Genomic DNA, 24,760 nt, shown 5'->3' on the forward strand with positions numbered 1-24,760 from the left:
ACCATGAACAACCCATTCCATCGAGCCCCGCACGTCGGCGGCTCGCTCACCGCCGTGCCCGATCGGGGACACAACGCGGCGCTCCTGATCGACTTCGACAACGTGACCATGGGGATCCGCAGCGATCTCTCACGGGAGCTCAAGGCGCTCCTGAACTCGGAGATCATCCGGGGCAAGGTCGCGGTGCAACGCGCCTACGCCGACTGGCGGCGCTACCCGCAGTACATCGTGCCGCTCTCGGAGGCCTCGATCGACCTGATCTTCGCCCCCGCCTACGGCAGCTCCAAGAAGAACGCCACGGACATCCGTCTGGCCATCGACGCACTCGAGTTGGTTTTCATCCGACCGGAGATCTACACCTTCATCCTGCTCTCCGGTGACAGCGACTTTTCCAGTCTCGTGCTCAAGCTGAAGGAGTACGGGAAGTACGTCATCGGAGTCGGGCTGCAGGAGTCCAGCTCGGACATCCTCGTGCAAAACTGCGACGAGTACTACTCGTACAGCACGATCACCGGCCTGACCAAGACCACCGACGCCGAGCGCGTGGCCTTCGATCCCTGGGTGCTGGTGGAGAAGGCAGTCGAGCGCATGGTGGAGCGCTCGGACGTCATGCGCTCCGATCGCCTGAAGCAGGTGATGGTCGAACTCGATCCGAGCTTTGAGGAGCGCAAGTTCGGCTTCGCCAAGTTCTCCAAGTTCCTCGCCGAGGCGGCAGGAAAGGGTCTGCTCGACCTGAAGAAGCTCGACAACGGCCAGTACGATGTGGCGCCTGGGCGGAAGAAGCGTGCGGGCAAGCGGACCCGCCGATCCGTGCGCGCCAGCGCCGAAGAGCCGGCTACCACCGAGCGAGAGCCTACGGAGGCCGAACAGGAGCTGCAGGAGCCCGAGGCCGTGGAGACGGAGGCGCGACCCGACACGCTGGATCGCGCATACAGTCTGCTCCGCGAGGCGATGGAGGAGTTGCGCGAGGCCGGTCGACATCCGGCTCGTGACTCCGACGTGAAACGTCGACTGCTGCAACTCCGTTCGTCGTTCGATGAAGGCGAGCTGGGTTTTCCGAAGTTCAGCAAGTTCCTGAAGCAGGCCCACGAGGATCGCATCGTACGGATCGAGCGCCTGGAGAACGGCCAGTTCGAGGTGAGCTTGCCGGGCGGCGCGCGCAGCGAACGAGGCAGTCAGGGGGGCGGCGAGTCGCGCGAGAAGCGACGCAAGGCCGAGGATGGGGGCGAGGACGGCGCGCGTCGGGGACGCGGTGGGCGCCGGGGCCGTGGCGCCCAGGAAACGGAGGAGCCCGAGTCCAGCGATCGGTCGGAGCGCAAGCGGGGGCGCCGACGGTCCGGTGGGGATGTGGGCGAGGCGACCGATGCGTCTCCACCTCGGTCCCGCGCCAGGGGAGGGTCCCGCCGAAGGGACGACGAGCGAGAGGCTGAGGAGCCCTCGGAGCGGCATCAGGCCGAGCCGGCTCAAGAGGACGTGGCGGCGGCTCCCTCCGCCAGCGTGACGACGCTGCTCGCGCCCGAGGAGCCGCAGGTCACCCGGACGCCCCGCGAGGAACCGCAGGTCACGCCGACGCCCCGCGAAGAGCCGCGGGTCACGCCGACGCCCCGCGAGGAGCCGGTGACGGTGGCAGCCCCGCCTGCGGAGCGGACCCGGACCGAGGAGGCTCCGGTCGCCGCCGGCTCCAAGGCCGGCGGCCTCACGCCCCGTTCCCAGAAGCGCGTACGCGGCCGGGAAGGTCCGCCTCCGCTCCTGGAGGGCCAGGTCGTGAGGGTCCCGGGCAAGGATGGCGGTGCCGGCAACGGCGCAGAGGCGGAGTAACCGCCCGCCGATCCCTTGGGCGGGCGCTACTGGGGGCCCGTCCGCCGAGGCCTTTCCAGTCGAGGTCTTGAGGGGCCCCATCGACGCGGCGGCTCGCGCGTTGCTCGGTGCGGTGTTGCTCTCCGAAGTGGATGGCATCCGCACCGCCGGAGTGGTGGTGGAGACGGAGGCCTACATCGGCGTCCACGATCCGGCTTCCCACGCGGCCGCGCGCATCGGACGCACGCGCCGCAACGACTCCATGTTCGGGCCGGCGGGGACGGCGTACGTCTATCGCTCCCACGGGATCCACGATTGCGTCAACGTGGTCGGTGGTCCGGTCGGGCAACCACTCGCCGTACTGATCCGAGCCTTGCACCCCCTGGAAGGGCTCGACCGGATGGCAGCTCGCCGAGGGCGGGCCCACGATCTATGCTCGGGTCCCGGCCGGCTTTGCCAAGCTCTGCACATCCGTGGTAGCCTGGACGGTCACGATCTCGGCTCACCGCCTCTGCGCCTCCTGCAGGGGTGGACGGTGCCCGCCTCCTGCGTGGGTACCTCGGGCCGGGTCGGTGTCTCGCGGGCGGCCGACTGGCCCTTGCGATTCTTCGTGCGGGGGGAGTCGTCCGTCTCGCGTGGGCGGGTCCGACCTCCCCGGCGAGGAACCTCCTTCCGGAGGGCCCTCCTCGAGTCCGTGGCGGTCGCGGGCTCTGCGGTGGACCCCTCCCCTGAGACGCTGGAGCGGTGATGATCGAACCTGGATGGCTGGCGCTGCTTCCTCCCGTGCTGGCAATCGTGCTCGCGATCGTGAGCCGTCAGGTCTACCTGTCTCTGGCGGCCGGCGTCTGGTTGGGTTGGACCATGCTCTCCGGATGGAATCCCGGAACCGGGCTGGCGCGTGCCATCGACGGAGTCGTCGACGTGGTGGGCGACGCGGGCAATGCGAAGGTCATCCTCTTCACGCTGGTGATCGGATCGTTGATCCGCACGTTGGAGTCGTCGGGCGGGGTGCGTGGCTTCGTGCATCGCCTGGAAGAGGGCAGGTTCGTGAACAACGCCACACGCGCGCAGTGGCTGGCCTGGGTGGTGGGGCTGATCATCTTCATCGAGTCCAACATCACGGTCCTGGTTGCGGGCTCCGTATCACGACCGCTGTTCGATCGCTTCCGCGCCTCCCGCGAGAAGCTGGCCTACTTGATCGACTCGACGTCTGCACCCGTTTGCATCCTGATCCCGCTGAACGCATGGGGTGCGTACAACCTGAGCATCCTCACGGAGCTGGGGGTCGAGGACCCGCTCGGCGTCTTCGTGCGTTCCATCGCGTTCAACTTCTACGCGTTCTTCGCGGTGCTCTTGGCTGCCCTGACCATTCTGTTCAAGCTGGACCTGGGCCCGATGAAGCGCGCCGAGGAGCGAACCCGGAACGGCGAGTTGCTCTGGCCCAACGCGCAGCCCATGGTAAGCGAGGACGTGACGGCGCCCCCAGCCACGGATCGCATCCCGCCTCGGGCCATCAATATGATCCTGCCCATCGTCGTCATGGTGACCATGATGCCGGTGGGGCTCTGGATCACCGGCGGCGGTCGCCTGCAGGAGGGCTCGGGTTCCACGTCGGTGCTGTGGGCCGTTCTAACCGCGTTGGCGGTGTCGTGGATCATGCTCCTGGCCCAGCGCGCGTTCACCGTGGACCAGTTGATGCGGATTGCCCTGAAGGGGGCGGGGGGGCTCGTTCCCCTCGCATTGATCCTGCAACTCGCGCTGGCGCTGGGGTCGGTGACCACTGCCCTGGGCACGGGACCGTACGTGGCCAGCGTGACGGCGGGAGTGCTTCCCCCCGTCCTGTTCCTTCCCCTGGTGTTCGCCGTGTCCGCCGGCATCGCGTTCTCCACCGGAACGAGCTGGGGCACGTTCGCGATCATGCTCCCCATCGCGGTACCGGCGGCCGCGACGCTGGGACTCCCCGCCGCCCCCTTCGTTGCGGCGTCCCTGTCGGGTGGCGTCTTCGGGGACCACGCCTCCCCGATCAGCGACACGACCATCATCGCGTCGATGGCGGCTGCGACCGATCACATCGATCACGTGCGCACGCAGCTGCCCTACGCGTTGCTCGCCGGCGCGGCGGCCGCCGTGGGCTTCGCACTCGTCGGAGCCACCCTGTAGCCAGGGCCCGGCCAGGTTCCGGTACAGGCCGGCGCCGCGCTCACACGCGGGCACTGCTTCTCGGGACCAACGCCGCGCCGCCATGGTCGATGCGAGGCCGTGCCGACGCCCCGGGGGGACCCTGCTCCACATCCGAGGGTAATCCCGCCCCGGCTCGAAAGTGGCGTAGCGAGCGGGGCTTGGCGGTGCGGACCGTCGCCCGGATGCAACAGAGGAAGGAGTGGTCGAGTGAAGATCGTCGTCTGCGTGAAACGGGTCCCCGACACTGAGACGCGCGTCCGCCTGGGCTCCAGTGGAACGGATCTCGATCCCTCCGGCGTCAAGTTCGTGGTGGGCCCCTACGAGGAGTTCGCCCTGGAAGCGGCACTCCGGCTCAAGGAATCGGGAGGCGCCGAGCAGGTTCAGGTGCTTTCTCTGGGTGACGCCTCCACCGCCGAGACCCTGCGCCAGGCCCTCGCCATGGGTGCGGATACAGCCGTGCTGCTCGAGGGCACTCCAGTCGCCGACGGGCTGGAAACCGCAAAGGCGTTGGCCGCCACGCTGAAGGAGTCCGATGCTGAACTGGTGTTGTTCGGCGTAAAGGCCATCGACGACGATCAGCAACAGGTGGGGCCCATGGTCGCCACGCTGCTGTCGCGACCCTGTGCCACCGCGGTCTCGTCGTTCGAGCTCGTGGAGGGCGGCGTCCGGTGCCGGCGCGAGGTGGAGGGCGGCACCGAGTTGGTCGACCTGCCTTTCCCGGCGGTGGTGAGCATGACCAAAGGACCCTACGAGCCGCGCTACCCGTCTCTCAAGGGGATCATGGCGGCGAAGAAGAAGCCGTTGGAGCAGAAGCCCGCTCCCGCGCTGAGTCCGCGCCTCGTCGTCGACGAGTTGAGCCTGCCCCCGGAGCGCCCCGCGGGGCGCGTCGTCGGCAACGGTGTGGAGGCGGTGCCTGAGCTGGTCCGCCTGCTCCGCGAAGAAGCCAAGGTGCTTTGAGCAGGGATTCGCGCTGCTCCGCCGCTGTCGTCAGAGCAGCAACGAGGACCCGACAATCCTGAACATGGAAGCGAGGAAGGGATGAGTTCTGTTCTGGCGTATGTCGAGCAGCGGGACGGCCGGCTGCGTTCCAGCGCCGCCGAAGTGGTCAGCGCAGCGCGCCTGGTGGCCGCGGGCCTCGGTGGAGATGTGCACGCCCTGGTCGTGGGCGATGCCGGGGCCGGCAACGAAGCCGCGAACGTGGGCCAATCCGGGGCAGCCCGGGTACGGGTAGCGGAACATCCGGAGCTTGCCACCTACCGCGGCGAGGCATACGCCCACGTGGTGGCCCAGGCCGTGCGTGACGGCGGTTACGCTGCGGTCGTGTTCGCAGCGACCTCCACCGGAAAGGACCTGGCTCCCCGCGTCGCGGCCCTCCTCGATGTGCCGCTGGCCCAGGACGTCACTGGCCTTTCGGTCGACGGAGGGATGGTTTCGGTGGTGCGTCCGGTCTACGCCGGCAAGGCCTTCCAGCGGGTGCGCCTGCAGGCCACGCCCGCCATCGTGTCCGTACGCCCCAACTCCGTGCCGATCGAGTCCACCGGGGGCGATGCGTCGGTGGAGCAGTGGACGCCGGAGCTCCCCGCTGAGTCGTTGACGGCGAAGGTGGTGGGCTTCGAGACCGCCGCGGGTGGAGCGCTGGATGTCGCGGAAGCGAGCATCGTGGTGGCGGGCGGCCGTGGCATGCGCGGGCCGGAGGGCTGGCCCCTCCTCGAGCAGCTGGTCGAAGCGCTGGGCCCCGAAGCAGGACTCGGTGCGTCGCGTGCGGTGGTGGACGCAGGCTGGCGTCCCCACGGCGAACAGGTCGGCCAGACCGGGAAGACCGTTGCTCCCAAGCTGTATTTCGCGATCGGCATCAGCGGCGCTATCCAGCACCTGGCAGGCATGCGCACGTCCGGCACCATCGTGGCGGTCAACAAGGACCCGGACGCGCCGATCTTCCAGGTCGCCGACTATGGAGTGGTGGGCGACCTCTTCGAGGTCGTGCCTGCGCTCACGCAGGAAGTGGAGAAGCTCCGCGCCGGCTGAGACGCCGGTGGCGCGGACCTCCTCACGGGTCCGGAAAACCGCCGAGCCAGACGACCGGATCGACCTCGCGCCCGCGCTTCCATACCTCGAAATGGAGGTGGGGGCCCGTCACGTCGCCACTCGCTCCACTGAGCCCGATGGTCTGACCTCGCCGCACGCTCTGGCCGACGCGCACGTCGATGCGTGACAGGTGCGCATAGACGCTCAGGATCTCGCGGCCGTGGTCCAACCAGACGACCTCTCCGTACCCGCGCATTGTACCCGCAAAGCGCACTGAACCGTGGGCCATAGCCAGCACCTGGGTTCCCATCGGCGCCTCCAGGTCCACGCCGCGGTGTAGATCGGGCCCGCCACTCCAGCGCAGGCCGAATGGAGACGTCACCGTGGACCGCACCGGCCACGTCGGGATCACACACGACGCGTTCGCTGTCGCGGCCAGGACCACGAGGCGGCTTAGTCGTGTCCGTCGCCGACCGGCTCGCTCAGCCACAGGACCGTGAGGGGTGCTCCGGCGGGGACCTCACCGGGCGTGGGTGGAATGAGAGCCAGTGCGTCCGCGCGCGCCAGCGGGGAGATCAGTCCGGAGCCCTGTGGTCCGGACGGGTGGGCCACCCATTCGCCTTGGAGGGCGGGTTCCATGCGTACCCGCGCGAACACCGTCAGCCCCTGCGCCCCTCTGAGCCGGGATCCCGCGCGCACCCGGTCCATGCGCAAACCGATATGGATCCGTCCGCCCAGGCGCTGCAGCAACGGGCGGGCGAAGAGCTCGAACGTGACGAAGGCGGAGCTGGGGTTGCCCGGAAGCCCCAGCACCGGGACCACGCGTCCGTCGTACGTCAACGTGCCGAAGCTGACCGGACTGCCGGGGCGCATGCGGATGCGCCAGAAGTCCGGTCGGTACCCCAGCCCGTCGAGCACGCGCTTGAAGAGATCGTGCGCACCCACGGAGGCTCCGCCGACGGTCAGCAACACATCCGCGCGCGAGGCGGCCTCCCGTATCGCCACTTCCAACACGTCGGCGCGATCCGGCAGCGTGGGTGTTGACTCCACCAAGGCCCCGCAGGATCGCGCTTGAGCGCGCAACATGGGCCCGTTCGAGTCGATCACCCCGCGCCCTTCCGCCACGGCCGCCACCGACCCCGGAGCCAGCAGCTCGTCCCCGGCAGTCAGCACCACGATGCGCGGGCGACGGTGGACCGCGAGGTGCGTCCGGCCGGACGCCGCCAGCACTCCGAGGCGCGCGGGGGTGACCACGTCGTGGGGCTCCAGGAGCGTGTCTCCCTCGGCGAAATCCTCGCCGCCGCTCCGGATGTTCTGGCCGGAGGAGGGATCCGCGCGGACCCGCACCACCTGACCGGACTGCTCCGTATCCTCGACGCGGACCACCTGGTCTGCGCCGACCGGCAGAGGGGCTCCTGTCATGATGCGCACCGCGTGCCCGGCGCCCACGGACGGGGGCGCCTCGCCTCCGGCCAGCGCGTCGCCGATCACGGTCAGCTCGACTTCCGCGCCGGGCCGTAGATCAGCAGAACGGACCGCGAAGCCGTCCATCGCCGAGTTGTCCCAGGGAGGCATGCGAAAGGCGGCCTCCACGCGCTCGGACAGCACGCGGTCGAGCGCCTCGTCCAGGGTCACGGACTCCGAGCCCAGCGGCTGGGCAGCGGCCAGGATCCGGGCGCGCGCCTCCTCGTACGTCAGCCAGTCGGCTGCGCGTGACTCGAAAGGGGCCTCCGTGTGCACGCCGTCGGCAGCGGAGCGCTCAGAAGCGCAGGGAGAACATGGCCCGCACCGTCGGCACGCCCACCCACTCCCGCTCTTGCACCCCCTCGAAGGCACGGTCTGGGTCCGCAAAGCCGCGTGGTGTCTCCAGTCTCCAGAGAGAGAAGCCGAAGTCGGTGCGGAAGGTGAGGCGCTGGCCCGGGATCCAGCGCACGCCCCCACCCATGGTGGTAAGGAACGAGTTTCCGAACGAGAAGCGGTCGTCGACCAGCACCCGCTCGTCGTCGGGCTGCGCACCCTTCGACTCGAAGGCCATCCCACCGCCCGCGCTCAGATGGGGGCTGAGGCCATGCCAGGTTCGGCGGCCCGTCAGGGAGAAGCGGAAGAGCGCTTCGATCGAAGTCAGCAGGACGTCGGCGGATCCCGTGACCCGGGCGCCTTCCGGCAGATCTGGGTTGATCACGTCGCGGGTGGTGGGGTTGATCGTCGTCACCACGTCGAGCCCGAGCGGGCCGGCGACCTCGAGATCGTAGACGGCTCCGAAGATCGGTCCGGGCCCGGGGCCGTAGCCGAAACGGCCGGTGCCCGCGGATCGATATCCCACGAAAAGCCCTCCCGCCTGCCGCTTGTCGATGAACGAGAAGGGGGACTCGATCGTCTGGGCGCGGGCCGGCGCGTGGAACAAGGCGAGAAGCAGCGCTCCCAGGACAGCGCGCACGACTGTGGAGAGCGGGCCACGAACCGTCACTCGAACGTTCCTTTCACGTGAGGCGACCTCTTCCGCTGGAGGGCGAGCCGGGAAGCTAGCCGGGGTCTGGCACGGCGCCAATCGACTCGCGTGGTTGGATTGACGCTCGCAGGAGGGAACCGTGACATTGGGGCGTTAGACACCCCCGGGCGTTTCAGGTTCGCCCAATCGCCGGCCCCCAGGACCCCTGATGTTCCACCGACCCAGGCTCGCGTCTCTGCTCGCCGCGCTGGTCGGCCTCTCGCCGGGGGGGTGCACCGATGGGGGACCCGGCGCTCCCGAACGGCGTTGGGAAGTGGCGGTGGTGGAGGGAGACGGGCAGATCGCTCTTCCCGGCACCAGCCTGCCTCTGCCCATCGTGTTCGAGGTCCGTGACGCGGCCACCGGGGAGGCCGGCTCGGGACTGGCGTTGCGCCTGGCGCCGATCGCGGGTACCGGCCTGCGCGTCGAGCCGACCGAGGCACTGACCGATGGCGAGGGGCGTGCGCGCGCGCTGGTTCGCCTGGGCCCGGGCGCGGGGGAGTATCGGGTGGCGGCCTCGCTGGCCGCGGGCGGTGCGGGTGCCGAGGCCGAGGCCCTGGCCCTCCCCGTTCCGCAGCTGACCGCAGTGTCTCCGTCTCCAGCGACCGCGGGGGACGCGGTTACGCTGTCCGGGAGTTGGTTGTGGTCGAAGGAAGGTGGCCGGGTCGAGTTCTCGGGGTTCCGGGCCGGCGTGCTCTCCGCGGACCCGGACGGTCTCCGCGTCCAGGTTCCACCGTGCCTTCCCCCCGGCCCCGTCGAGGTGCGTGTGTACGGGAAGACGGGGGCATCGGGCGCGACGCCACTGGAGGTGCGCAACGGAACACCTGCGGCCCGACTCGGCCTGGGCGAAGATCGCAGCGTCCTTGAAAGCCCGGGCCTCACCTGCCAGCGGGTACGACTGGAGCCCGGCGACGAGGTCCTGGTCCTGGCGCTTTCTGCGGCCGCCAGCGTGGCTCCTCCCACCTCGTTCGAGATCCGGGGGATCGCGCTCCCCCAGAGCGCGGTGGGTCCGAACGCGGCACCAGCGAAGGTGCTCCCCTTGGTCGGAGCTGGACCTGCGCCGCCGCGCCTCCAGCCCGCCCCGCCAGCGCTGCGTGCCTGGCTTTCGGGTCTCGAGAGCGCTGCACTGGGCACCCGCGCGGCCGCCTCGGTGACTCCCAGCTTCGCGGTTCCGAGCCTGGGCCAGACGCGCCTCTTCCAGGTGCTCCGGCCCACGGGCGACTTCGCCACCGTGGAGGCGGAGGTGCGCTACGTGGGTGAGCACGCAGCCTTCTACGCGGAGGTGGGCGCGGCCGATCTGCCGGCTGCCGACCCGGCCTGGGGGGAGTTGGCCGGGTGGTTCGACGGGGTGATCTGGGACGTGGACAGCACCTTCTACGGTCGGGTGCCGGATCTCGATGCCAGCGGTCGCGTCGCGCTGCTCGTGACCTCGGTGGTGAATACCTTCGCCTCGCCGGGAGGGTCGGGCCGGGTGGGGGGCTTCTTCTTCGGGGCGGACCTGCTGCCAGGTCGCTCGGGGTCGAACGCCGGCGAGGTGCTCTATCTCATCCGCCCCGACTCGCTCGGGGCCTTCGGACCTCCCATCACCGGGGCCGAGATCCTCGAAGGGTTGCCCGCGGTGCTGGCGCACGAGCTCCAGCACCTGATCCACTTCAACGAGCGCATGTTGGAGCGACGAGCCAGTCGCACGGAATCCACCTGGCTCTCGGAGGGACTCGCCGTGATGGCCGAGGACCGGGTCGCCGACCGTTTGGCGGCGAACGGCGACGCGGCAGGAAGCGAGCGCTTCATGCGTGGCAATCTGGTGCGGGCGCGTGACTACCTGGCGGCTCCCCACGACGTGAGTCTGATCATCACCCAGGGCGCCGGGACCGTCCAGGAACGAGGCGGAGCCTGGCTTCTGCTGCGCTATCTGTCGGAGCGCTTCGGGACGTCGGTGCTGGGCGATCTCACCCGGACCACGTTGCAAGGGGTCGAGAATGTCGAGGCGGTCACCGGTGGATCGTGGGCCGGGCGGCTGGGCGACTGGGGGGTGGCTCTCCAGGGCGACGACCTGCCTGGAATCCCCCTGCGGTTCCAGTACCCGGGGTTCGATCTGGAGGGTGAGGTAGGGCGACCGGCGAACGCTCCGGTCGTTCTGCAGGGCACGCGCCCACGGGCGCCCCTGGCGCTCAGGGCCTCCTCGCTGGCCCATGTCGTGCTATCGGGTGATCTGGTCGGGGAAGCGGCGTTGACCCTGGCCGGGGGCGTCGACGGTGCTCCCCCGGCGTCCGGCGAGATCGAGCTCCGCCTGGTGCGGCTGCGCTGACCCCAGCCTCCCGGCGTGCCTTGAATCTTCAGGGCGCTGCTGGCGTATTGTCCTCTCACAGGGGCTCGGGTGGGCCTCCACCTCGAACGACGAAGGCCATGCGTTGTAATACCTGCGGCGAGCAACTTGAGGCGGGCGTCACCCATTGCCCCACGTGCGGTGCCCCGACGCCTCGGCTGCTCGGGCGAGCCACCAACGTCCGCCGCTGTCCGCGCTGTGGGTATTGGGGGCAGGGCGTATCGTACTTCAGCCGCCCCGGCCACATCGCGGTGCTCGCCGGTCTCTCGTTGTTCACCTATGGGATTGGCGGACTCACCTACTGGTTGGTCTGTCGCAAGCGTCGCATCTGCCCCAGCTGCGGCCTCGGTTGGGAGTCGTCGACGCGGTTGCTCAATCCTCCCAGCAACGGAGCGGTGTCCCGCCCGATCGAGCCCCTGCCGCCCCAGGCGCTTCCCGGCAGTGGCATCGGTCGCCGCGTGATGGGGGTGCTCGCACTCCTCGTCTCGGCCCTCATGATCGTGATGGGGATCATCGAATTCGAGGCGGCCGCCATCGCGGTGGGGGGTGTGATGGGTGCAGGAGGCTCGCTGTCCTTCCTGTGGGGATACTCGGCGCTGCAGAATCGCAGGAAAGCCATCCTGAAGAGCATGGAGCGGAGAGTGCTGTTGCTGGCCCAGGAGAAGGGCGGCCAGCTGACGGTGTCCGAGGTCGCGGCTGAGCTGGACCTATCGTTGCAAGCGGCCGAGAAGGTCCTCACGGAGATGGATGATGGGTTCCGGGTGCGCTCCGACGTGACGGACAGCGGCTTGATTCTCTACGAGTTCCCTGAACTCAAGTATCGCGTGGGGGCTGGGCCGGAGCCCCGTCCTCGCTTGCCTTCTTCGCCCGAGCCGGCACCCAAGGGCACCGCCTGACCGGCGCGGAGGCGGGCGTACGTCGCTGTCTACGCTGGACGGGTGGCGCGCGCTGGCCGTGCCAGTTGTAGCGCGGCCAGGATGAGCAGCGCACCCGCCAGCTGCACGACCGAGGGTCGTTCATCCAGCCAGATCCACGCGACACCCATGGCCACCACCGGCACCGCGTTCGAAAAGATCGCGGTGCGTGCGCTTCCGATAGCGCGCACCGCGTGGTACCAGATCAGGTAGGCCACCCCGATACCGAGGGCTCCGGCGTAGAGGACCCGAAGCCAGAACGCCGGCGGAAGGTCTGCGAGCCGCACCTGCCCGACCTGATGCGCTCCCACCAGCAGGACGGGCAGGGTTCCGAACCACAATGCCCAGGCGGTCACGCGCAACGCACCGTGCACCTCGACCAGTCGTCGTCCGCCGACCGTGTAGATCGACCAGACGACCGACGCCAGAACCAGCGCCAGATCGCCCGTGAGGCTGCTCCCCAGCCCTTCCGGGATGCCGCTCCCGCCGCCCGCCACCAGGCCGATGCCCACCACGGTGCCGCCCGCGGCGAGCCAGAGCCGTGCGCCCACCGACTCGTGCCCCGCCCACGCCGAGAGGAGCGACGTCCAGATCGGCGTGGTGGCAAGCAGCACGCTGGCGGTGCCGGCCAGGGTCACGCTGAGCCCATAGATGAACAGGACCTGGTACCCCAGGTGACCGATGATCCCAAGGGCGGCGATCCTGGCCAGTGCCGCCCGAGGCAAGTGGATGCTCCGCCTCTGGCTCCGTAGTGCCACCAGGAGCGTCAAGCAGGCCACGGGGAACCGCAACGCGTTGAATCCGAGCGGCCCGATGTAGTCGAAGGCGGATTTGATGACCGAGAAGTTGAGTCCCCAGATGAGCACCAGAGCCAGGAGTGGCCCCAGCACGCCGTCGGCGTGTCCAGTCGCTGTCGTGGGGGGAGCGGCTGCAGCCGGTGCTGGCGTCGTCAACGATCGCTCGTCTCAGGAGTGGGGCGGACAGCCTCGCGCTGCCCGAGCCCCCGATACTATCCTTTCCTCACGCGCCGTCCAGGCAGAGGGGCCCCGGATCGGCGGATCAGCGTGGACGTGCCTTTTCTCGAGTGGGGAGCGCATGAGGGAGTTTCAGGACGACGAGGGCCGCACCTGGGTCGCAACGATCGGAGAACGTCCGGGTGAGAACTACAAAGGACGCTATTTCCTCGTGCTTCGTCCCCGGGCCGGCTCGGAGCCCGAGGTGGAGGTGGAGGACGTCCGCTGGAACTCGCCGCGCACTGCGGAACGGACCCTCGAGACCATGTCCTTGGTGGAGCTCAAACGGAAGCTCCACGTAGCGCTCGGAAGGGCGGGCGCTCAGTCGTTGCCCTGAGGGGCGCCGTTGGCGGGGCGGTCGCGGGGACGCAATTCGATCGATCCCCCCTGGTGAGCGCGCCGGAGGCTGGCGATGCGCTCGCTCAAGGCGTCTTCGACGCGCTTGGCGGCGCGGCGCGACGGCACGTCGTTCTGCAGGATGCTGAACAGTACCGTCTCACCTTCGAGCGTGCGCAGCTCTCCGGACAGCGCCGAGACACCGGTGAGCGTGCCCGTCTTGGCGCGCAGGTTCTCCGCGGCGGCGCCCCGGGTCATGCGACCCAGCTCTTCTTCACCTGAGCGCGGCAGCGAGTTCAACAGCGTAGGGCCGTAGGGTCCACTGCGCATGTAGGCGAGCGTGCGTACGAACGCGTCTGCGCTCACATGGTTCTCACGGGACAGTCCCGATCCGTCGACCACGCGGACCTCAGATGGGTCGGCGCCCACCGTTTCGACGAGGAAGCGCTCGACCACGCGCGCGCCGGCAGTGAACGAACCTTCGCCCTCCACCACCCGTCCCATGGTCTTGAGAATGAGCTCGGCGTAGAGGTTGTGGCTGGTCTTGTTCATCACCTGGATCAATTCCCACAGCGCTGGTGACCAGTGCTCCGCCACAATGCTCGGCGCGGCGTCGTCGTCCGCGAGGGGAGACCAGATCTGCCGACGGTTCACGGGTGATGCAGCCGGGGACTCTACAGCGGCACTCCCGCCCTCGACCCGGATCCCACGGGTTTCCAGCGCGTTCCGTAGCGCCCCGGCGGCGAACGTGGCAGGGTCGGAGACGGTCACCAGTCGCCACCGGTCGGGTCCACGGTTGCCGATCTCTCCGCTGACCAGGATGGGGCCCTGCCCGCGTTCGCGGCCCGCGTGCATGGCCCCCGAGCGACCCTCGACGGTGATGGCTCGGTTGACGATGTCCACCTGGGCGTCGCCGGGGATCGTCTCGACGCGGGGGCGGGCCGATGCCTCCGCGCCGCCGACCACGCGCAAGGTGACGACGTTCTCGTTGAAGGAGAGCGCCGTGGCCGGTGCCGCGAACCAATCGTCGAGGTCCGCCGTCTCCCAAGCGGGATGGGTTCCCGGTCCAGCGAAGAAGGTTCCGTCTCCCAGCACGCGCCCTCGAATCGCCTTCAGCCCCAGAGTGCCGATGACGGAGTCCGCGAGCGACTCCAGGATCGCCGTCCTCGATTCGGCGAAGCGCCAGGACAGCGCCGGGTCTCCCGTACCGAAGAGGACGAGATCTCCGTCGAGAACGCCATCGGTTACCGTGCCGTCCGCCAGAACGAAGGTGCGGTAGCGATACTCGGGGCCGAGGTAGTGCAACGCTGCCGCCGCCGTGAGCAGCTTCATGTTGGAGGCAGGGATCAGCGGCAGGTCCGCGTTGAGCGCGAACAACGTGTCTCCCCACTCCAGGGACACGGCCAGGATTCCCCAGGTGGCGCCGCGCCAGCCCGTGCGCTCCAACACGGAGGTCAGCTCCTCCTGCAACGCCGGATCGGCCGCCCCACCAGGTAGGCGCAGCGCGGCCGCCGTGGCGCCGGTCAGGCATAGGCCGAGCGCGAGCCGGGCCACGCGTCGAGCGCTTGCCTTGGTTCGGATTCGCATGCGGGTTTCCACGAGGGCTCTCTACACGGAGGCGTAACGCCGGGGTCCGGCCGGACGCCTCAGAGCGAGAGGCCTTCCAGTGGATCCTGTCCCGGAGCGGGCAGCAGCACTCCGGGGTTGAGGATCCCGTTCGGGTCGAAGGCGCGCTTGAGCGCCTGGAAGCGCTGTACGCGCTCGACCCCCCAGATGCGCTCCAGGAAGGGTGCGCGTACCCGACCGTCTCCGTGCTCTCCCGCCAGAGTGCCGCCCAGCTCCGCCACGAGCGCCGCGGTCCCCTCGAGCAGGCGTCGGACGCGCTCCTTCCAGTCGGGTCGGCGGACGTCGACGAGCGGGTTCACGTGCAGGTGCGCGTCGCCCGCGTGGCCGAAGAGCACCGCGTCGGTGGTTTCCTCGCGCAGAAGGGAGGACACGCCGTCGATATAGCGGGCGAGGGCGACCGGCGGGACCACCGAGTCCTCGATGAACTGCAGTGAGCGCAGGCCGCGCTCCGCCGCCGCAGCGATCGTCGGGCTGGCCCGGTGGCGAAGCTCCCAGAGCGCCTGGATCATCCCCTCCTCGCGTGCGACGAGGATCCGCGTGCCCCGGGCGCGTGATTCCGTTAGTAGGCGACCCAGGTCGGCGTCGACTCGGGCGGCACTCCCTTCGATCTCCAGAAGCAGCACGGCCTCCAGATCGCGCCCCAACGTCGAGAGCTCCGGGTCGTCGTCCAGGCGGATCATGCCCAGTAGACGCCGGCCCAGCATTTCGCAGGTGGCGCTGCCCGCCTCCCGTGCCCACGCGCACCAGCCGAGCAGGGCCTCGGCATCGGGGCATGCGACAGCCACCAGAGCCCGCTGCTCTGGAACGGGGTCGAGGCGCAGCGTGGCGCCCGTGATGACGGCCAGGGTTCCTTCCGACCCAACGACGAGGTCGAGCGCCCGCCCGCTGCGGGCGTACGCGTCGAGGGCATACCCGCTCGAGTTCTTTCGCACCGCTGGCCAGCGGTCACCGGGACGGAGGTCGTCGGGAGATGCTCCCGGCAGGCCCTCCGGCAACCCCTGGGTGGACCAATGCTCGATGCGTCCATCCACCAGTACCAGCTCCGCGGACTCGACCCAGGCGCGCATCGCGCCCGAGGAGAACGTGTGAGCGCCCGCTCCGTTGTTGGCCAGGAGACCCCCCACCGTGCACCAGGGCGCGCTGGAGGGCAGCGGGGGGAGGCGCAGCCCGCAGGCCCGCGCCATCCCCTCCACCCGTCCGATGACGGCTCCGGCGCCCACCCGGATCGTGCGGGTTTCCGCGTCGGGAGCCTCGATGTGGTCGAGTCCCATGAGATCCAGCACCACACCGGGTCCGACGTTGCCCCCGGGCATCCCCGTTGCGGCAGCGCGCGGGACGAGGGCCACGTGCTCCTGGTTGCACCAGGTCAGCAAGGTCGCGACATCGGATCGGTCGACGGGCCGGGCCACGGCGCGTGGTAGGATCCGGAAAGGTCCGCGAGCCGACCCGTGCGACGAACGGAGCTGGGAATCGCTCCCGAACGACCCGCGGTAGTGCTGCGGGGGACGGAGCTCAGGCGTGGGCGTGTGGGGCATGCAGCCCGCCGCAGGCACCGCAGTAACCGCTCAGCTCGATGCGGGCCTCCACGACCCGGAAGCCCTCGGGTGCCTCGATCGCCGCGCGGGCCGCGGCTTCTGCAGAGCGATCGGCCACGTCCACGATGCGGCCGCAGGAGAGGCAGCGGGCATGATGGTGGGGAGAGGGATCGCCGTCGTAGCGCGCGGAGCCGTCGATCGGAGCCAGCTTGCGGGCGAGACCACAGCTCACGAGCGCTTCCAGGCTCTTGTAGACGGTCGCCAGGGAGATGCCGCTGATCTCCCCGCGGACTTCGAGGAAGACGTCCTCGGCGGTGGGGTGGGTCGAGGTGGACACCAAGCACCGATAGACCGCCGCGCGCTGGGCCGTAAAGCGCTGACCGCGTTCGCTCAAGGCCTGGCGCAGCCGTTCTTCCAGCATCCGGGGCACCTTGGACTCCATCCCCAAACCTCGGCTTCGGAGCGGCACCATGTCAACAACCATTCTTGATAAGGCTCTGGGCTGCGGGAGGGGGAAGGGGTCCCGGTACCCTGCCCGTCCGGCTTGCCCCTGCCGGAACGTCCCGGGTACCGTTGTCCCAGGATATCCGTTGTGCCCGCTGGCACCCGCCCCGTGATCCGTGCTTTCGAGGAGCGACCCGAATGAGCCGTGAAGGCGACGCGCTCGACGTCCTGCTGAACGAGACCCGCCGATTCCCCCCGTCCCCGGCGTTTCGCGCCCAGGCTCACCTCGCCGATCCCGGCGTCTATGCGGAGGCCGCGGCCGACCCGGAGGCCTACTGGGCGTCCTGGGCGGAGCAACTCGAGTGGTTCACGCCCTGGACCACGGTCCTCAAGTGGGCGCCGCCCTACGCGTCGTGGTTCCTGGGCGGAACTCTCAACGTGGCTCACAACTGCTTGGACCGGCACGTGCGGGGGCCCAAGCGGAACCAGGCCGCGTTGATCTGGGAGGGCGAGCCGCAGGACGAGCGACGCACCTATACCTACTGGGACCTGTATCGGGAGGTGTGCCAGTTCGCCAACGTCTTGAAGGGTCTGGGCGTGAAGAAGGGCGATCGCGTGGCGATCTACCTGCCCATGATTCCGGAAGCGGCGATCGCGATGCTGGCGTGCGCCCGCCTCGGTGCGCCTCACTCGGTCGTGTTCGGTGGCTTCAGCCCCGACTCCCTGGCGGATCGCATCAACGACGCCGAGGCCAAGGTCCTGATCACGGCCGACGGTGGCTACCGCCGAGGGCAGGTGATGCCGCTCAAGGCCGCCGTCGATCGCGCGCTCGAGCACTGCCCGACCATCGAGTCCTGCGTGGTCGTGGGCCGGGGCTTCGGGCTCTCGCGGGTGTCGGGCGTGCACATGACCAAGGGCCGGGACTACTGGTATCACGAGCTCATGGACACCGCCTCCATGGAGTGTCCGGCCGAGCCGATGGACTCCGAAGACATCCTCTACATCCTGTACACGTCGGGGACCACGGGGAAGCCCAAGGGAGTCGTGCACCACACCGGCGGGTATCTGACGCAGGTCTACGCCACGACGCGCGCGGTCTTCGACCTCAAGGACGACGACGTCTACTGGTGCACGGCGGACGTCGGCTGGGTGACCGGGCACAGCTACATCGTCTATGGGCCGCTCGCTTGCGGTGCCACGGTGCTGATGTACGAGGGTGCCCCGGATTGGCCCCATCGCGGGCGCTTCTGGGAGCTCTGCGAGAAGTATGGCGTGAGTGTCTTCTACACAGCGCCCACGGCGATTCGCGCGTTCATGCGTTGGGGAGAGGACTGGCCGGGCAGATACGACCTCTCGCAGCTCCGCCTGCTCGGTTCCGTCGGCGAGCCCATCAACCCTGAGGCCTGGATGTGGTACCACAGGGTGATCGGGGGCGAGCGCTGTCCGATCGTAGACACGTGGTGGCAGACGGAGACGGGCGCCATCATGATCACGCCGTTGCCCGGGGTCACGGAGACGCGTCCAGGAAGCGCCACGCAGCCGTTCCCCGGCATCAGCGCTACGATCCTGAACGAGGAAGGGAAGGAGGCCCATGCGGGCTACCTCGCCATCACGCGTCCCTGGCCTTCCATGATCCGTGGCGTCTGGGGCGACGACCAGCGTTTCCGGGAGCAATACTGGTCCAAATGGGATGGGATCTACTTCCCCGGTGACGGCGCCAAGCGGGACGACGATGGCTACCTCTGGGTGCTGGGGCGCGTGGACGATGTGCTCAACGTCGCTGGGCACCGCATCGGCACCATGGAAGTAGAGAGTGCGTTGGTCGATCATCACGCCGTCGCCGAATCGGCGGTGGTGGGCAAGGCGCACGAGATCAAGGGACAGGCTGTGGCGGCCTTCGTGACGCTCAAGGAGGGCGTCGACGGGACCCACGCGATGGTGGACGAGCTGAAGAAGCACGTCGCGGACAAGATCGGCGCCATCGCGCGGCCCGAGACCATCATCTTCACGGCAGCACTGCCCAAGACTCGCTCAGGCAAGATCATGCGGCGACTCCTCCGCGATATCGCAGAGGGCCGGGCCGTCGGTGATACGACCACGCTGGCGGACCCCGAAGTCATTCTCTCGCTCAAGACCAAGTACGAGGAGGAAGGCGCAGACGCCTGAGCCGCTCCCATGTCGGTCTTCACGAACCCCGCTTCCGGAGGGCCCGAGGACACACGTGCCTACGTGAAGGCGGTCCTCGAATTGGTGGTCGACTCGGATCCTCTGGAGATCCTGCGAACCTCTCCCGCTTGGTTCCTCGAATCGCTGCAGGGGCTGAGCTCGGCCCAGCTCCAGCAGCCGGAGGCGGCGGGGAAGTGGTCGATCGGTCAGGTGATCCAACACCTGGCCGACTCCGAGATCGTGTGGAGCTACCGGGTGCGCCGTATCCTCGCGGAGGAACGTCCACTCCTCCAGGGATACGATCAGGACGCCTGGGCGCGGCGACTCGGCTACGACGATGTGTCGCTCCCTGAGGCGCTGGGCGTCTTCGGAGCGCTGCGGGCGGCGAACCTGAGGCTGCTGCGGTCGGCGACTCCCGACGACCTGGCCCGCGTCGGTGTGCATGAGGAGCGCGGGGAGGAGTCTGTGGCGCATCTGATCGCGCTCTACGCCGGACACGATCTCCTGCACCGCCGCCAGGTGGAACGGATCCGCACCCTCGTGGCCTAGGGGGCCGCGTACGAGGGCGTACCCGTCCGCGGATTTTTCACGCCGCGGCGCCCCGTCCGTTCCATGGACGAGAACATCCTGCTCGGAGATCGTCCATGACCCGCTCCACCCGCATCACCGCCTGGATCCGCTGGACTCGTGGTACGGTGCTCGTCACCCTGGCCGGCGCGTTGCCGGACTGGATCCTCCAGGTGGCGTTGCATGTCGTCCACCGTGGCCCGGCGACATGAGGGAGTCCACCCCTCGCTGGATGGACGCGCACGGGCCGGAGCTGGAACGCCACCTCCTGCGCATGGTCGGTGACCCGGACGACGTGTCCGATCTGCTGCAGCATGTGTGGATGAGGGCCTGGTCAAGGCTGCCGGTCGAGGACACTGGGCTGAACGTGCGGGCCTGGCTCTTTCGGGTGGCCACGAACGCGGCCCTCGACCGGCTGGCCCACAAGAAGCGCTGGCGTACCCGACTCGCGGCTCTGGCGGCCGATCCACTCGCCGCCGCCTTGGATCCCCCACGGGCGCCGCTCTCGCGGCGGACCCAGGGCCAGGTCAGGGAGGCACTGCGCCGACTTCCTCGGAAGCAGCGTGAGGCGGTGTGGTTTCGTTGGGTGGAGGGACTCGAATACACGCAGGTGGCGCACAAGCTGGAGTGCAGCCCTGAAAGCGCTCGGGCCAACGTCCATCACGGTTTGAAACGCCTCCGCCGTACGCTGGCGGATCTGGCAGAGGAGGAGTGACATGACCCCGGATCCCGAGCTGCGTTGCCGCGTCGACGACACTACGCTCTCCGACTTCCTGGATGGCGCCATGGACGATGCCGCAGCGCTGAGCATGGCCCACCACATCGCGGACTGTCCACGCTGCCGCCAGCGCGCTGCCGCAGAGCGGGCGGCGGAAGCGGTCCTACGGGGACTGGATGCCGAGGACGTGGTCCGTTGGCATCGGTTCAAGAGTCCGTTCGGCACCATGTACGCGGCGCGGACCGCGCGAGGATTGTCGCGCATCTCCTGGCAGCAGCCGGGGGTGGGGGCGTTCGAGGACTACTTGTCCCGGAGGTATCCGGCGCTGCCCCTGGTTCGGGATGCCGACGCACTGGAGCCCGTTCAGGAAGAGATCGAGCGTTACTTCGACGGGGATCTGGAGCGCTTCTCCGTGGCCGTCGATCTCTCAGATCTGCGGCCGTTCCAGAAGGACGTGCTGGAGGAGGCCGAGCGCATCCCGTTCGGCGCCGTGATCCCCTACGCCGAGTTGGCGAGGCGCATCGCGCGGCCGCGGGCTGCGCGAGCAGTGGGGAACGCGCTGGGCGCCAACCCGGTGGCCATCGTGGTGCCCTGTCATCGCATCGTTGCCAGCGATGGAACGCTGGGTGGCTACACTGGGGGAGTGGAGTACAAGCGGCGCCTCCTGCGGGTGGAGGGTCGTCGAGACCTGTTCAGTGAGGTGGAGTGATGGCGAAGGGGAAAAGCGCCGCGGATCGGTCGGAACTCGCGTTCCTGGAGCGTGCGCTGCACGAGGGGTACGACGCGGATGCTTGGCACGGCCCGACGCTGCGGGGCAGCCTTCGTCGCGTGCGCGCTGCCGAGGCGGCGTGGGAGCCGGACGTCGGCCGACATTCGATCTGGGCGCTGGCGTTGCACTGCGCCTACTGGAAGCATCGCGTCCGCTGTCGGGTGACGGGCGAGGAGTCGCGCTTCGCGCGTGGTCCGTCGAACTTCCCGGCGATCCCCGACGATCGCTCCGAAAGAGCGTGGCGGGAGGATCTGGCGCTTCTGGACGCCACGCACGCGGCGCTCCTGGAGGCACTGCGAAGCCTGGACCCTTCGTCACTGGGCGACGCGGCACCCCGCCGCTCGCGACGGGACCAGATCCTGGGTGCGGCCTTCCACGACGTGTACCACGCCGGGCAGATCCGGTTGATCCGCCGCCTGGCGGGCGGGTAGGCTCACCGAGGAACGGCGGCGGCCCCGCCGGGCCGGTGGACTACTCGGTGGCGAGAGGGTCGCTGCGGCCGCCAGGCCGCGGACGCCCACCTTTGTCTCGCAGGGGCTTGGCCGGGACGCCCACCACCAACGTGTCGGCGGGGACGTCTTTGGTGACCAGGGCTCCCGCCCCCGCCATCGAGTACTCATGCATGCGGATGCCTGCCAGCACCGTGGCATGGTAGGCGACGCGCACCCCGCGCTCGATCACGGTGGTTGCAAGGTTCACGTCTCGGGGGTCGTCGAGCGCGTGGGAGTGGCTGTAGATGTTGACGAAGTCCGAGATGGAGACCTTGTCGCCGAGGACGATGCCTCCCCGGTCGTCCAACAGGACCTGGCGGTGCACCACCACGCCGTCCCCGACTTCGAGGTTGTACCCGAAGCTGAGCTTGACCTGATGGAATGCCTTGAAGTTGGCTCCACAGCGCTTGAAGATCCGCCGCGCCAGGAGACGTCGGAACTTCACGCCGAGCTCGACGTTCTCTCCGAGCGGACTCCGGTCGAACATCTCCCACATCCAGATGAGGGGCTTGACGCGGTCGTAGCGCTCGAGATCCGTCTCGTCGTAGTACTCGGGCTCCAGGGTGACGTTGCGCGCGTCGAGGTGGAGGCGGGTCAGGCGTCCGCCGGCGCTGTCTGCCGAGGGGCCCATCAACCAGGGTGCGTAGAGGTCCTCCAGGACCTCGCGGCAAAGGGCGTAGCGGTCACAGGCCGGGTCGCGGAGGCGCGCGTCGAGGCCATCCAGCCAGCGCGCGTACTCCGCGCGGGCGTCCGGATCCACAGGAACGGCCCTGAGGGGTAGGTTTCTCATGGTCTGTCCGTCGGGGTGGAGGATGGCTCGGTCTACACTACGCCGTGTGCGCTGGGTGTCCAAGGGGGGAGGCGGGGTCGCGGCCCCTCAGGGCTCAGGCTGGCGACTTGACCCGGCTGGGCCTTGGTCCGAGCGTTCGTGTCTCCGGACGAATCCACGGAAGGCGTGATGGGTTCTCCGCGAGGACGGGGCGGGACGAAATCTGCCCCGGAACACCCAGTGGGAAGGGAGCTTGAACATGCGCGTGCAGGGCACAGTGAAGTGGTTCAACGACGCCAAGGGCTTCGGTTTCATCACGCGGGGAGACAACGGCCAGGACTGCTTCGTGCATCACTCGGCCATCAAGACGGACGGGTTTCGTACGCTGAAGGAAGGCGAAGCCGTCGAGTTCGACGTGGTCGACGGACAGAAGGGTCCGGCGGCGCAGAACGTCACCCGCCTCGGATGAAGGGGAGGCACCTCCTGAGGAGCCACCATGCATGACGTCCTGCGGACACGTCTCCTGAGGACCATCGAGAGTCTCCCGGAAGACCAGGTCTACCAGGTTCTCGACTACATCGAGTTCCTGCAGTCCAAGTACGCGCCCTCTGGAGCGGGTGAGAGCTCCGGGCTGCAGCGCTTCGCGGAGAATCTCGAGGACAAGCTTCGCAAGAAGGCGCTGAGCCCCAGCACGCTGCGAGAGGCCTTCCAACTCATCTCGGCGGCGGACCGGGTGCTGTCGGGCGTCTCCAATGCGGGCAAGAAGCTCCTGAACGAGCTCGGAGCGACCGAAGACGAGCGGGGCGGCGAGAGTGCGGGGGCACTTCGGCCCTCCGACGGACGCCCCCGTCCGGGCGATCGCGGGGAGGGCCCGGACGCGGAGCGGGGGGGGGCCGGGTCGCCTTGACACTCCAACCGGCCCGCCGGTAGGATGGCCCATGGGAAGGCAAGTGTTTCCCAGCGGCTTTCGCCCGCCGACCGTCGTGCCCGTGGCACGGACGCTCGGCGGGCGCTTTTCATTGACTCCTGACCGATTCACCCACGAAGCATCGGCCCCCCATCCATGAATCTGCGTTCGACCCGCGCTGCCGACGTCATCCGCATGCCCACGAAGCGTTCACGCGCGTCCCATATCGTGGGCGAGGGGCTGACCTTCGACGATGTCCTGCTGGTCCCCGGGCATTCGACCGTGCATCCCAAGGACACCGATCTGACGTCGGTTCTCACGCAAGGGATCTCGCTGAAGATCCCTCTCCTGTCGGCGGCGATGGACACGGTCACCGAGGCCCGGATGGCCATCGCCATCGCGCGGGAAGGCGGCATCGGGATCATCCACAAGAACATGCCCATCGAGCGCCACGCCGAGGAGATCGACCGCGTCAAGCGATCGGAGAGCGGGATGATCCTCAAGCCGATCACGCTGGGGCCCGAGCGGACCTTGCGGGACGCGCAGGATCTGATGGCGCGCTTCTCCATCAGTGGAGTGCCCATCGTCGAGCCGGACGGACGGCTGGTCGGGATCATCACCAACCGCGATCTGCAGTTCGAGACCGACCTCTCCCAGTCCATCCAGGCGGTGATGACCTCCGAGCGCCTGGTCACGGCACCCGTCGGGACCACCCTGGACGATGCCGAACGGATCCTGCATCGGCACCGCATCGAGAAGCTGCCCGTTGTGGATGAGCAGGGCATCCTGCGTGGCCTCATCACCGTGAAGGACATCTACAAACGGAGGGACTTCCCCCACGCCTGCAAGGACGACCATGGCCGCCTTCGCGTTGGGGGCGCCATCGGCGCCGGCACCCGCGATCTCGACCGGGCCCGGGCCCTGGTCGCCGCGGGCGCTGACGTACTGGTGATCGATACGGCTCACGGCCATTCCGAGGGGGTGCTGCAGGCCCTGGAGCGCACACGCCAGGCTCTGCCGGACGTGCAGATCGTGGCCGGGAACGTGGGGACCGCGGATGGGGCCCGGGCGCTGGCGGAACGGGGTGCGGATGCGGTGAAGGTGGGGGTCGGACCTGGATCGATCTGCACCACCCGCGTGGTCACCGGGGTGGGCCTGCCACAGCTCACCGCCATCATGGATGCCGTGGACGGGGTCGACGGCCGGGTCCCCATCATCGCCGACGGTGGCATTCGCTACTCGGGTGACATCGTCAAAGCCCTGGCGGCGGGAGCCTCGTCCGTGATGATGGGCTCGATGTTTGCGGGCACCGAGGAATCCCCGGGCGAGAGCTTCCTCCTGGAAGGTCGACGCTTCAAGATCGTCCGGGGGATGGGATCGCTGTCCGCCATGGAGCAGGGGTCGGCGGATCGGTACTTCCAGGAGGGGGAACAGAACGCCAAGAAGCTGGTTCCCGAGGGAATCGAGGCCCGGGTCCCCTACAAGGGGCCGGTCGGGGATACGGTCTTCCAACTGGTCGGGGGCCTTCGGAGCGGGATGGGGTACGTGGGAGCGGGTTCCCTGGAGGAGCTTCGCGAGCGGGCCCGGTTCCTGCGCATCACCAGCGGGGGCCTGCGCGAATCGCATCCGCACGACGTGACCATCACCCGCGAAGCCCCCAACTACCACCTCTGACGACGAGCCGCCCC

25 protein-coding genes are annotated in these 24,760 nt (G+C 68.9%); 17 read left to right on the plus strand and 8 right to left on the minus strand.

All coding sequences use genetic code 11. From position 1 onward, the window contains the following. Positions 1-3 precede the first annotated feature (3 nt). The 5 genes from R3E10_18870 (at position 4) to R3E10_18890 (ending at position 6,003) form a co-directional block, all read left to right on the plus strand. Positions 4-1,818, plus strand: coding sequence for an NYN domain-containing protein (locus R3E10_18870; GenBank protein ID MEZ4417825.1), 1,815 nt, complete (start codon positions 4-6; stop codon positions 1,816-1,818). 67 nt (positions 1,819-1,885) lie between these two features. Then, a complete protein-coding gene (locus tag R3E10_18875) occupies positions 1,886-2,545 on the plus strand; it encodes a DNA-3-methyladenine glycosylase (GenBank protein ID MEZ4417826.1) in 660 nt (219 codons plus the stop codon). Continuing rightward, entirely contained in the window at positions 2,545-3,957 is a 1,413-nt protein-coding gene (locus tag R3E10_18880; GenBank protein MEZ4417827.1) for a Na+/H+ antiporter NhaC family protein, read from the plus strand. Before R3E10_18875 ends, R3E10_18880 begins: the two co-directional genes overlap by 1 nt. Positions 3,958-4,185: 228 nt before the next feature. Further along, positions 4,186-4,935, plus strand: coding sequence for an electron transfer flavoprotein subunit beta/FixA family protein (locus R3E10_18885; protein ID MEZ4417828.1), 750 nt, complete (start codon positions 4,186-4,188; stop codon positions 4,933-4,935). A gap of 81 nt (positions 4,936-5,016) precedes the next feature. Further along, positions 5,017-6,003 (plus strand): electron transfer flavoprotein subunit alpha/FixB family protein, encoded by a 987-nt coding sequence (locus tag R3E10_18890; GenBank protein MEZ4417829.1) that lies wholly within the window; start codon positions 5,017-5,019, stop codon positions 6,001-6,003. 22 nt (positions 6,004-6,025) lie between these two features. Here R3E10_18890 and R3E10_18895 read toward each other — a convergent pair whose 3' ends face one another. The 3 genes from R3E10_18895 to R3E10_18905 all read right to left on the minus strand — a co-directional run bounded on the left by R3E10_18895 (position 6,026) and on the right by R3E10_18905 (position 8,470). Beyond that, on the minus strand, positions 6,026-6,385 hold the full coding sequence (locus R3E10_18895; protein MEZ4417830.1) for a M23 family metallopeptidase: 360 nt from the start codon (positions 6,383-6,385) through the stop codon (positions 6,026-6,028). A 71-nt stretch (positions 6,386-6,456) separates the two neighbouring features. Continuing rightward, positions 6,457-7,743 carry a molybdopterin molybdotransferase MoeA gene (locus R3E10_18900; GenBank protein ID MEZ4417831.1) on the minus strand — a complete coding sequence of 429 codons (1,287 nt, stop codon included), beginning with the start codon at positions 7,741-7,743 and terminating at the stop codon, positions 6,457-6,459. 19 nt (positions 7,744-7,762) lie between these two features. Then, positions 7,763-8,470, minus strand: coding sequence for a hypothetical protein (locus tag R3E10_18905; GenBank protein ID MEZ4417832.1), 708 nt, complete (start codon positions 8,468-8,470; stop codon positions 7,763-7,765). 190 nt (positions 8,471-8,660) lie between these two features. Here R3E10_18905 and R3E10_18910 point away from each other — a divergent pair, with 190 nt between their 5' ends. Continuing rightward, positions 8,661-10,799: a hypothetical protein gene (locus R3E10_18910; GenBank protein MEZ4417833.1), complete on the plus strand. Its 2,139-nt coding sequence runs from the start codon at positions 8,661-8,663 to the stop codon at positions 10,797-10,799. 98 nt (positions 10,800-10,897) lie between these two features. Continuing rightward, positions 10,898-11,713, plus strand: a complete 816-nt coding sequence (locus tag R3E10_18915) for a hypothetical protein (protein MEZ4417834.1) — start codon at positions 10,898-10,900, stop codon at positions 11,711-11,713. A 29-nt stretch (positions 11,714-11,742) separates the two neighbouring features. Here R3E10_18915 and R3E10_18920 read toward each other — a convergent pair whose 3' ends face one another. Then, entirely contained in the window at positions 11,743-12,684 is a 942-nt protein-coding gene (locus R3E10_18920) for a DMT family transporter (GenBank protein MEZ4417835.1), read from the minus strand. A gap of 142 nt (positions 12,685-12,826) precedes the next feature. On the opposite strand from R3E10_18920, the gene R3E10_18925 reads away from it, so the two are divergent. After that, positions 12,827-13,081: a hypothetical protein gene (locus R3E10_18925; GenBank protein MEZ4417836.1), complete on the plus strand. Its 255-nt coding sequence runs from the start codon at positions 12,827-12,829 to the stop codon at positions 13,079-13,081. On the opposite strand, the gene dacB is transcribed toward R3E10_18925, so the two are convergent. The 3 genes from dacB to R3E10_18940 all read right to left on the minus strand — a co-directional run bounded on the left by dacB (position 13,066) and on the right by R3E10_18940 (position 16,683). Continuing rightward, entirely contained in the window at positions 13,066-14,667 is a 1,602-nt protein-coding gene (dacB, locus tag R3E10_18930) for a D-alanyl-D-alanine carboxypeptidase/D-alanyl-D-alanine-endopeptidase (protein MEZ4417837.1), read from the minus strand. The two genes, R3E10_18925 and dacB, sit on opposite strands and share 16 nt — an antisense overlap. Before the next feature lie 59 nt (positions 14,668-14,726). Next, the gene (locus R3E10_18935; GenBank protein ID MEZ4417838.1) at positions 14,727-16,115 is read right to left on the minus strand and encodes an FAD-binding oxidoreductase; all 1,389 of its coding nucleotides are present in this window, start codon (positions 16,113-16,115) and stop codon (positions 14,727-14,729) included. Positions 16,116-16,218: 103 nt separating this feature from the next. Continuing rightward, a complete protein-coding gene (locus tag R3E10_18940; protein ID MEZ4417839.1) occupies positions 16,219-16,683 on the minus strand; it encodes a transcriptional repressor in 465 nt (154 codons plus the stop codon). 200 nt (positions 16,684-16,883) lie between these two features. Here R3E10_18940 and acs point away from each other — a divergent pair, with 200 nt between their 5' ends. From acs to R3E10_18970, 6 genes are all read left to right on the plus strand, one after another. Beyond that, on the plus strand, positions 16,884-18,851 hold the full coding sequence (gene acs, locus R3E10_18945) for an acetate--CoA ligase (GenBank protein MEZ4417840.1): 1,968 nt from the start codon (positions 16,884-16,886) through the stop codon (positions 18,849-18,851). Between the two features lie 9 nt (positions 18,852-18,860). After that, entirely contained in the window at positions 18,861-19,400 is a 540-nt protein-coding gene (locus R3E10_18950; GenBank protein MEZ4417841.1) for a DinB family protein, read from the plus strand. Positions 19,401-19,495: 95 nt separating this feature from the next. Beyond that, on the plus strand, positions 19,496-19,630 hold the full coding sequence (locus R3E10_18955) for a hypothetical protein (protein MEZ4417842.1): 135 nt from the start codon (positions 19,496-19,498) through the stop codon (positions 19,628-19,630). Then, positions 19,627-20,133: an RNA polymerase sigma factor gene (locus R3E10_18960; GenBank protein MEZ4417843.1), complete on the plus strand. Its 507-nt coding sequence runs from the start codon at positions 19,627-19,629 to the stop codon at positions 20,131-20,133. Before R3E10_18955 ends, R3E10_18960 begins: the two co-directional genes overlap by 4 nt. A gap of 1 nt (position 20,134) precedes the next feature. Next, positions 20,135-20,845: a methylated-DNA--[protein]-cysteine S-methyltransferase gene (locus R3E10_18965; protein ID MEZ4417844.1), complete on the plus strand. Its 711-nt coding sequence runs from the start codon at positions 20,135-20,137 to the stop codon at positions 20,843-20,845. Further along, complete coding sequence (locus tag R3E10_18970; GenBank protein ID MEZ4417845.1) at positions 20,845-21,336, plus strand: DinB family protein; 492 nt, start codon at positions 20,845-20,847, stop codon at positions 21,334-21,336. Before R3E10_18965 ends, R3E10_18970 begins: the two co-directional genes overlap by 1 nt. A gap of 40 nt (positions 21,337-21,376) precedes the next feature. Here the strand turns inward: R3E10_18970 and R3E10_18975 are convergent, their stop codons facing one another. Continuing rightward, the gene (locus R3E10_18975) at positions 21,377-22,186 is read right to left on the minus strand and encodes an acyltransferase (GenBank protein ID MEZ4417846.1); all 810 of its coding nucleotides are present in this window, start codon (positions 22,184-22,186) and stop codon (positions 21,377-21,379) included. 238 nt (positions 22,187-22,424) lie between these two features. Here R3E10_18975 and R3E10_18980 point away from each other — a divergent pair, with 238 nt between their 5' ends. The 3 genes from R3E10_18980 to guaB all read left to right on the plus strand — a co-directional run bounded on the left by R3E10_18980 (position 22,425) and on the right by guaB (position 24,746). Then, positions 22,425-22,634, plus strand: coding sequence for a cold shock domain-containing protein (locus R3E10_18980; GenBank protein ID MEZ4417847.1), 210 nt, complete (start codon positions 22,425-22,427; stop codon positions 22,632-22,634). Positions 22,635-22,661: 27 nt separating this feature from the next. Continuing rightward, the gene (locus tag R3E10_18985; GenBank protein ID MEZ4417848.1) at positions 22,662-23,072 is read left to right on the plus strand and encodes a DUF2281 domain-containing protein; all 411 of its coding nucleotides are present in this window, start codon (positions 22,662-22,664) and stop codon (positions 23,070-23,072) included. A gap of 195 nt (positions 23,073-23,267) precedes the next feature. Then, positions 23,268-24,746, plus strand: coding sequence for an IMP dehydrogenase (gene guaB / locus R3E10_18990; protein ID MEZ4417849.1), 1,479 nt, complete (start codon positions 23,268-23,270; stop codon positions 24,744-24,746). The last annotated feature ends 14 nt before the right edge of the window (positions 24,747-24,760 follow it).

The sequence above is a fragment of the Gemmatimonadota bacterium genome (assembly GCA_041390105.1).
In the GTDB taxonomy this organism is placed as follows: domain Bacteria; phylum Gemmatimonadota; class Gemmatimonadetes; order Longimicrobiales; family Gaopeijiaceae; genus JAGQIF01.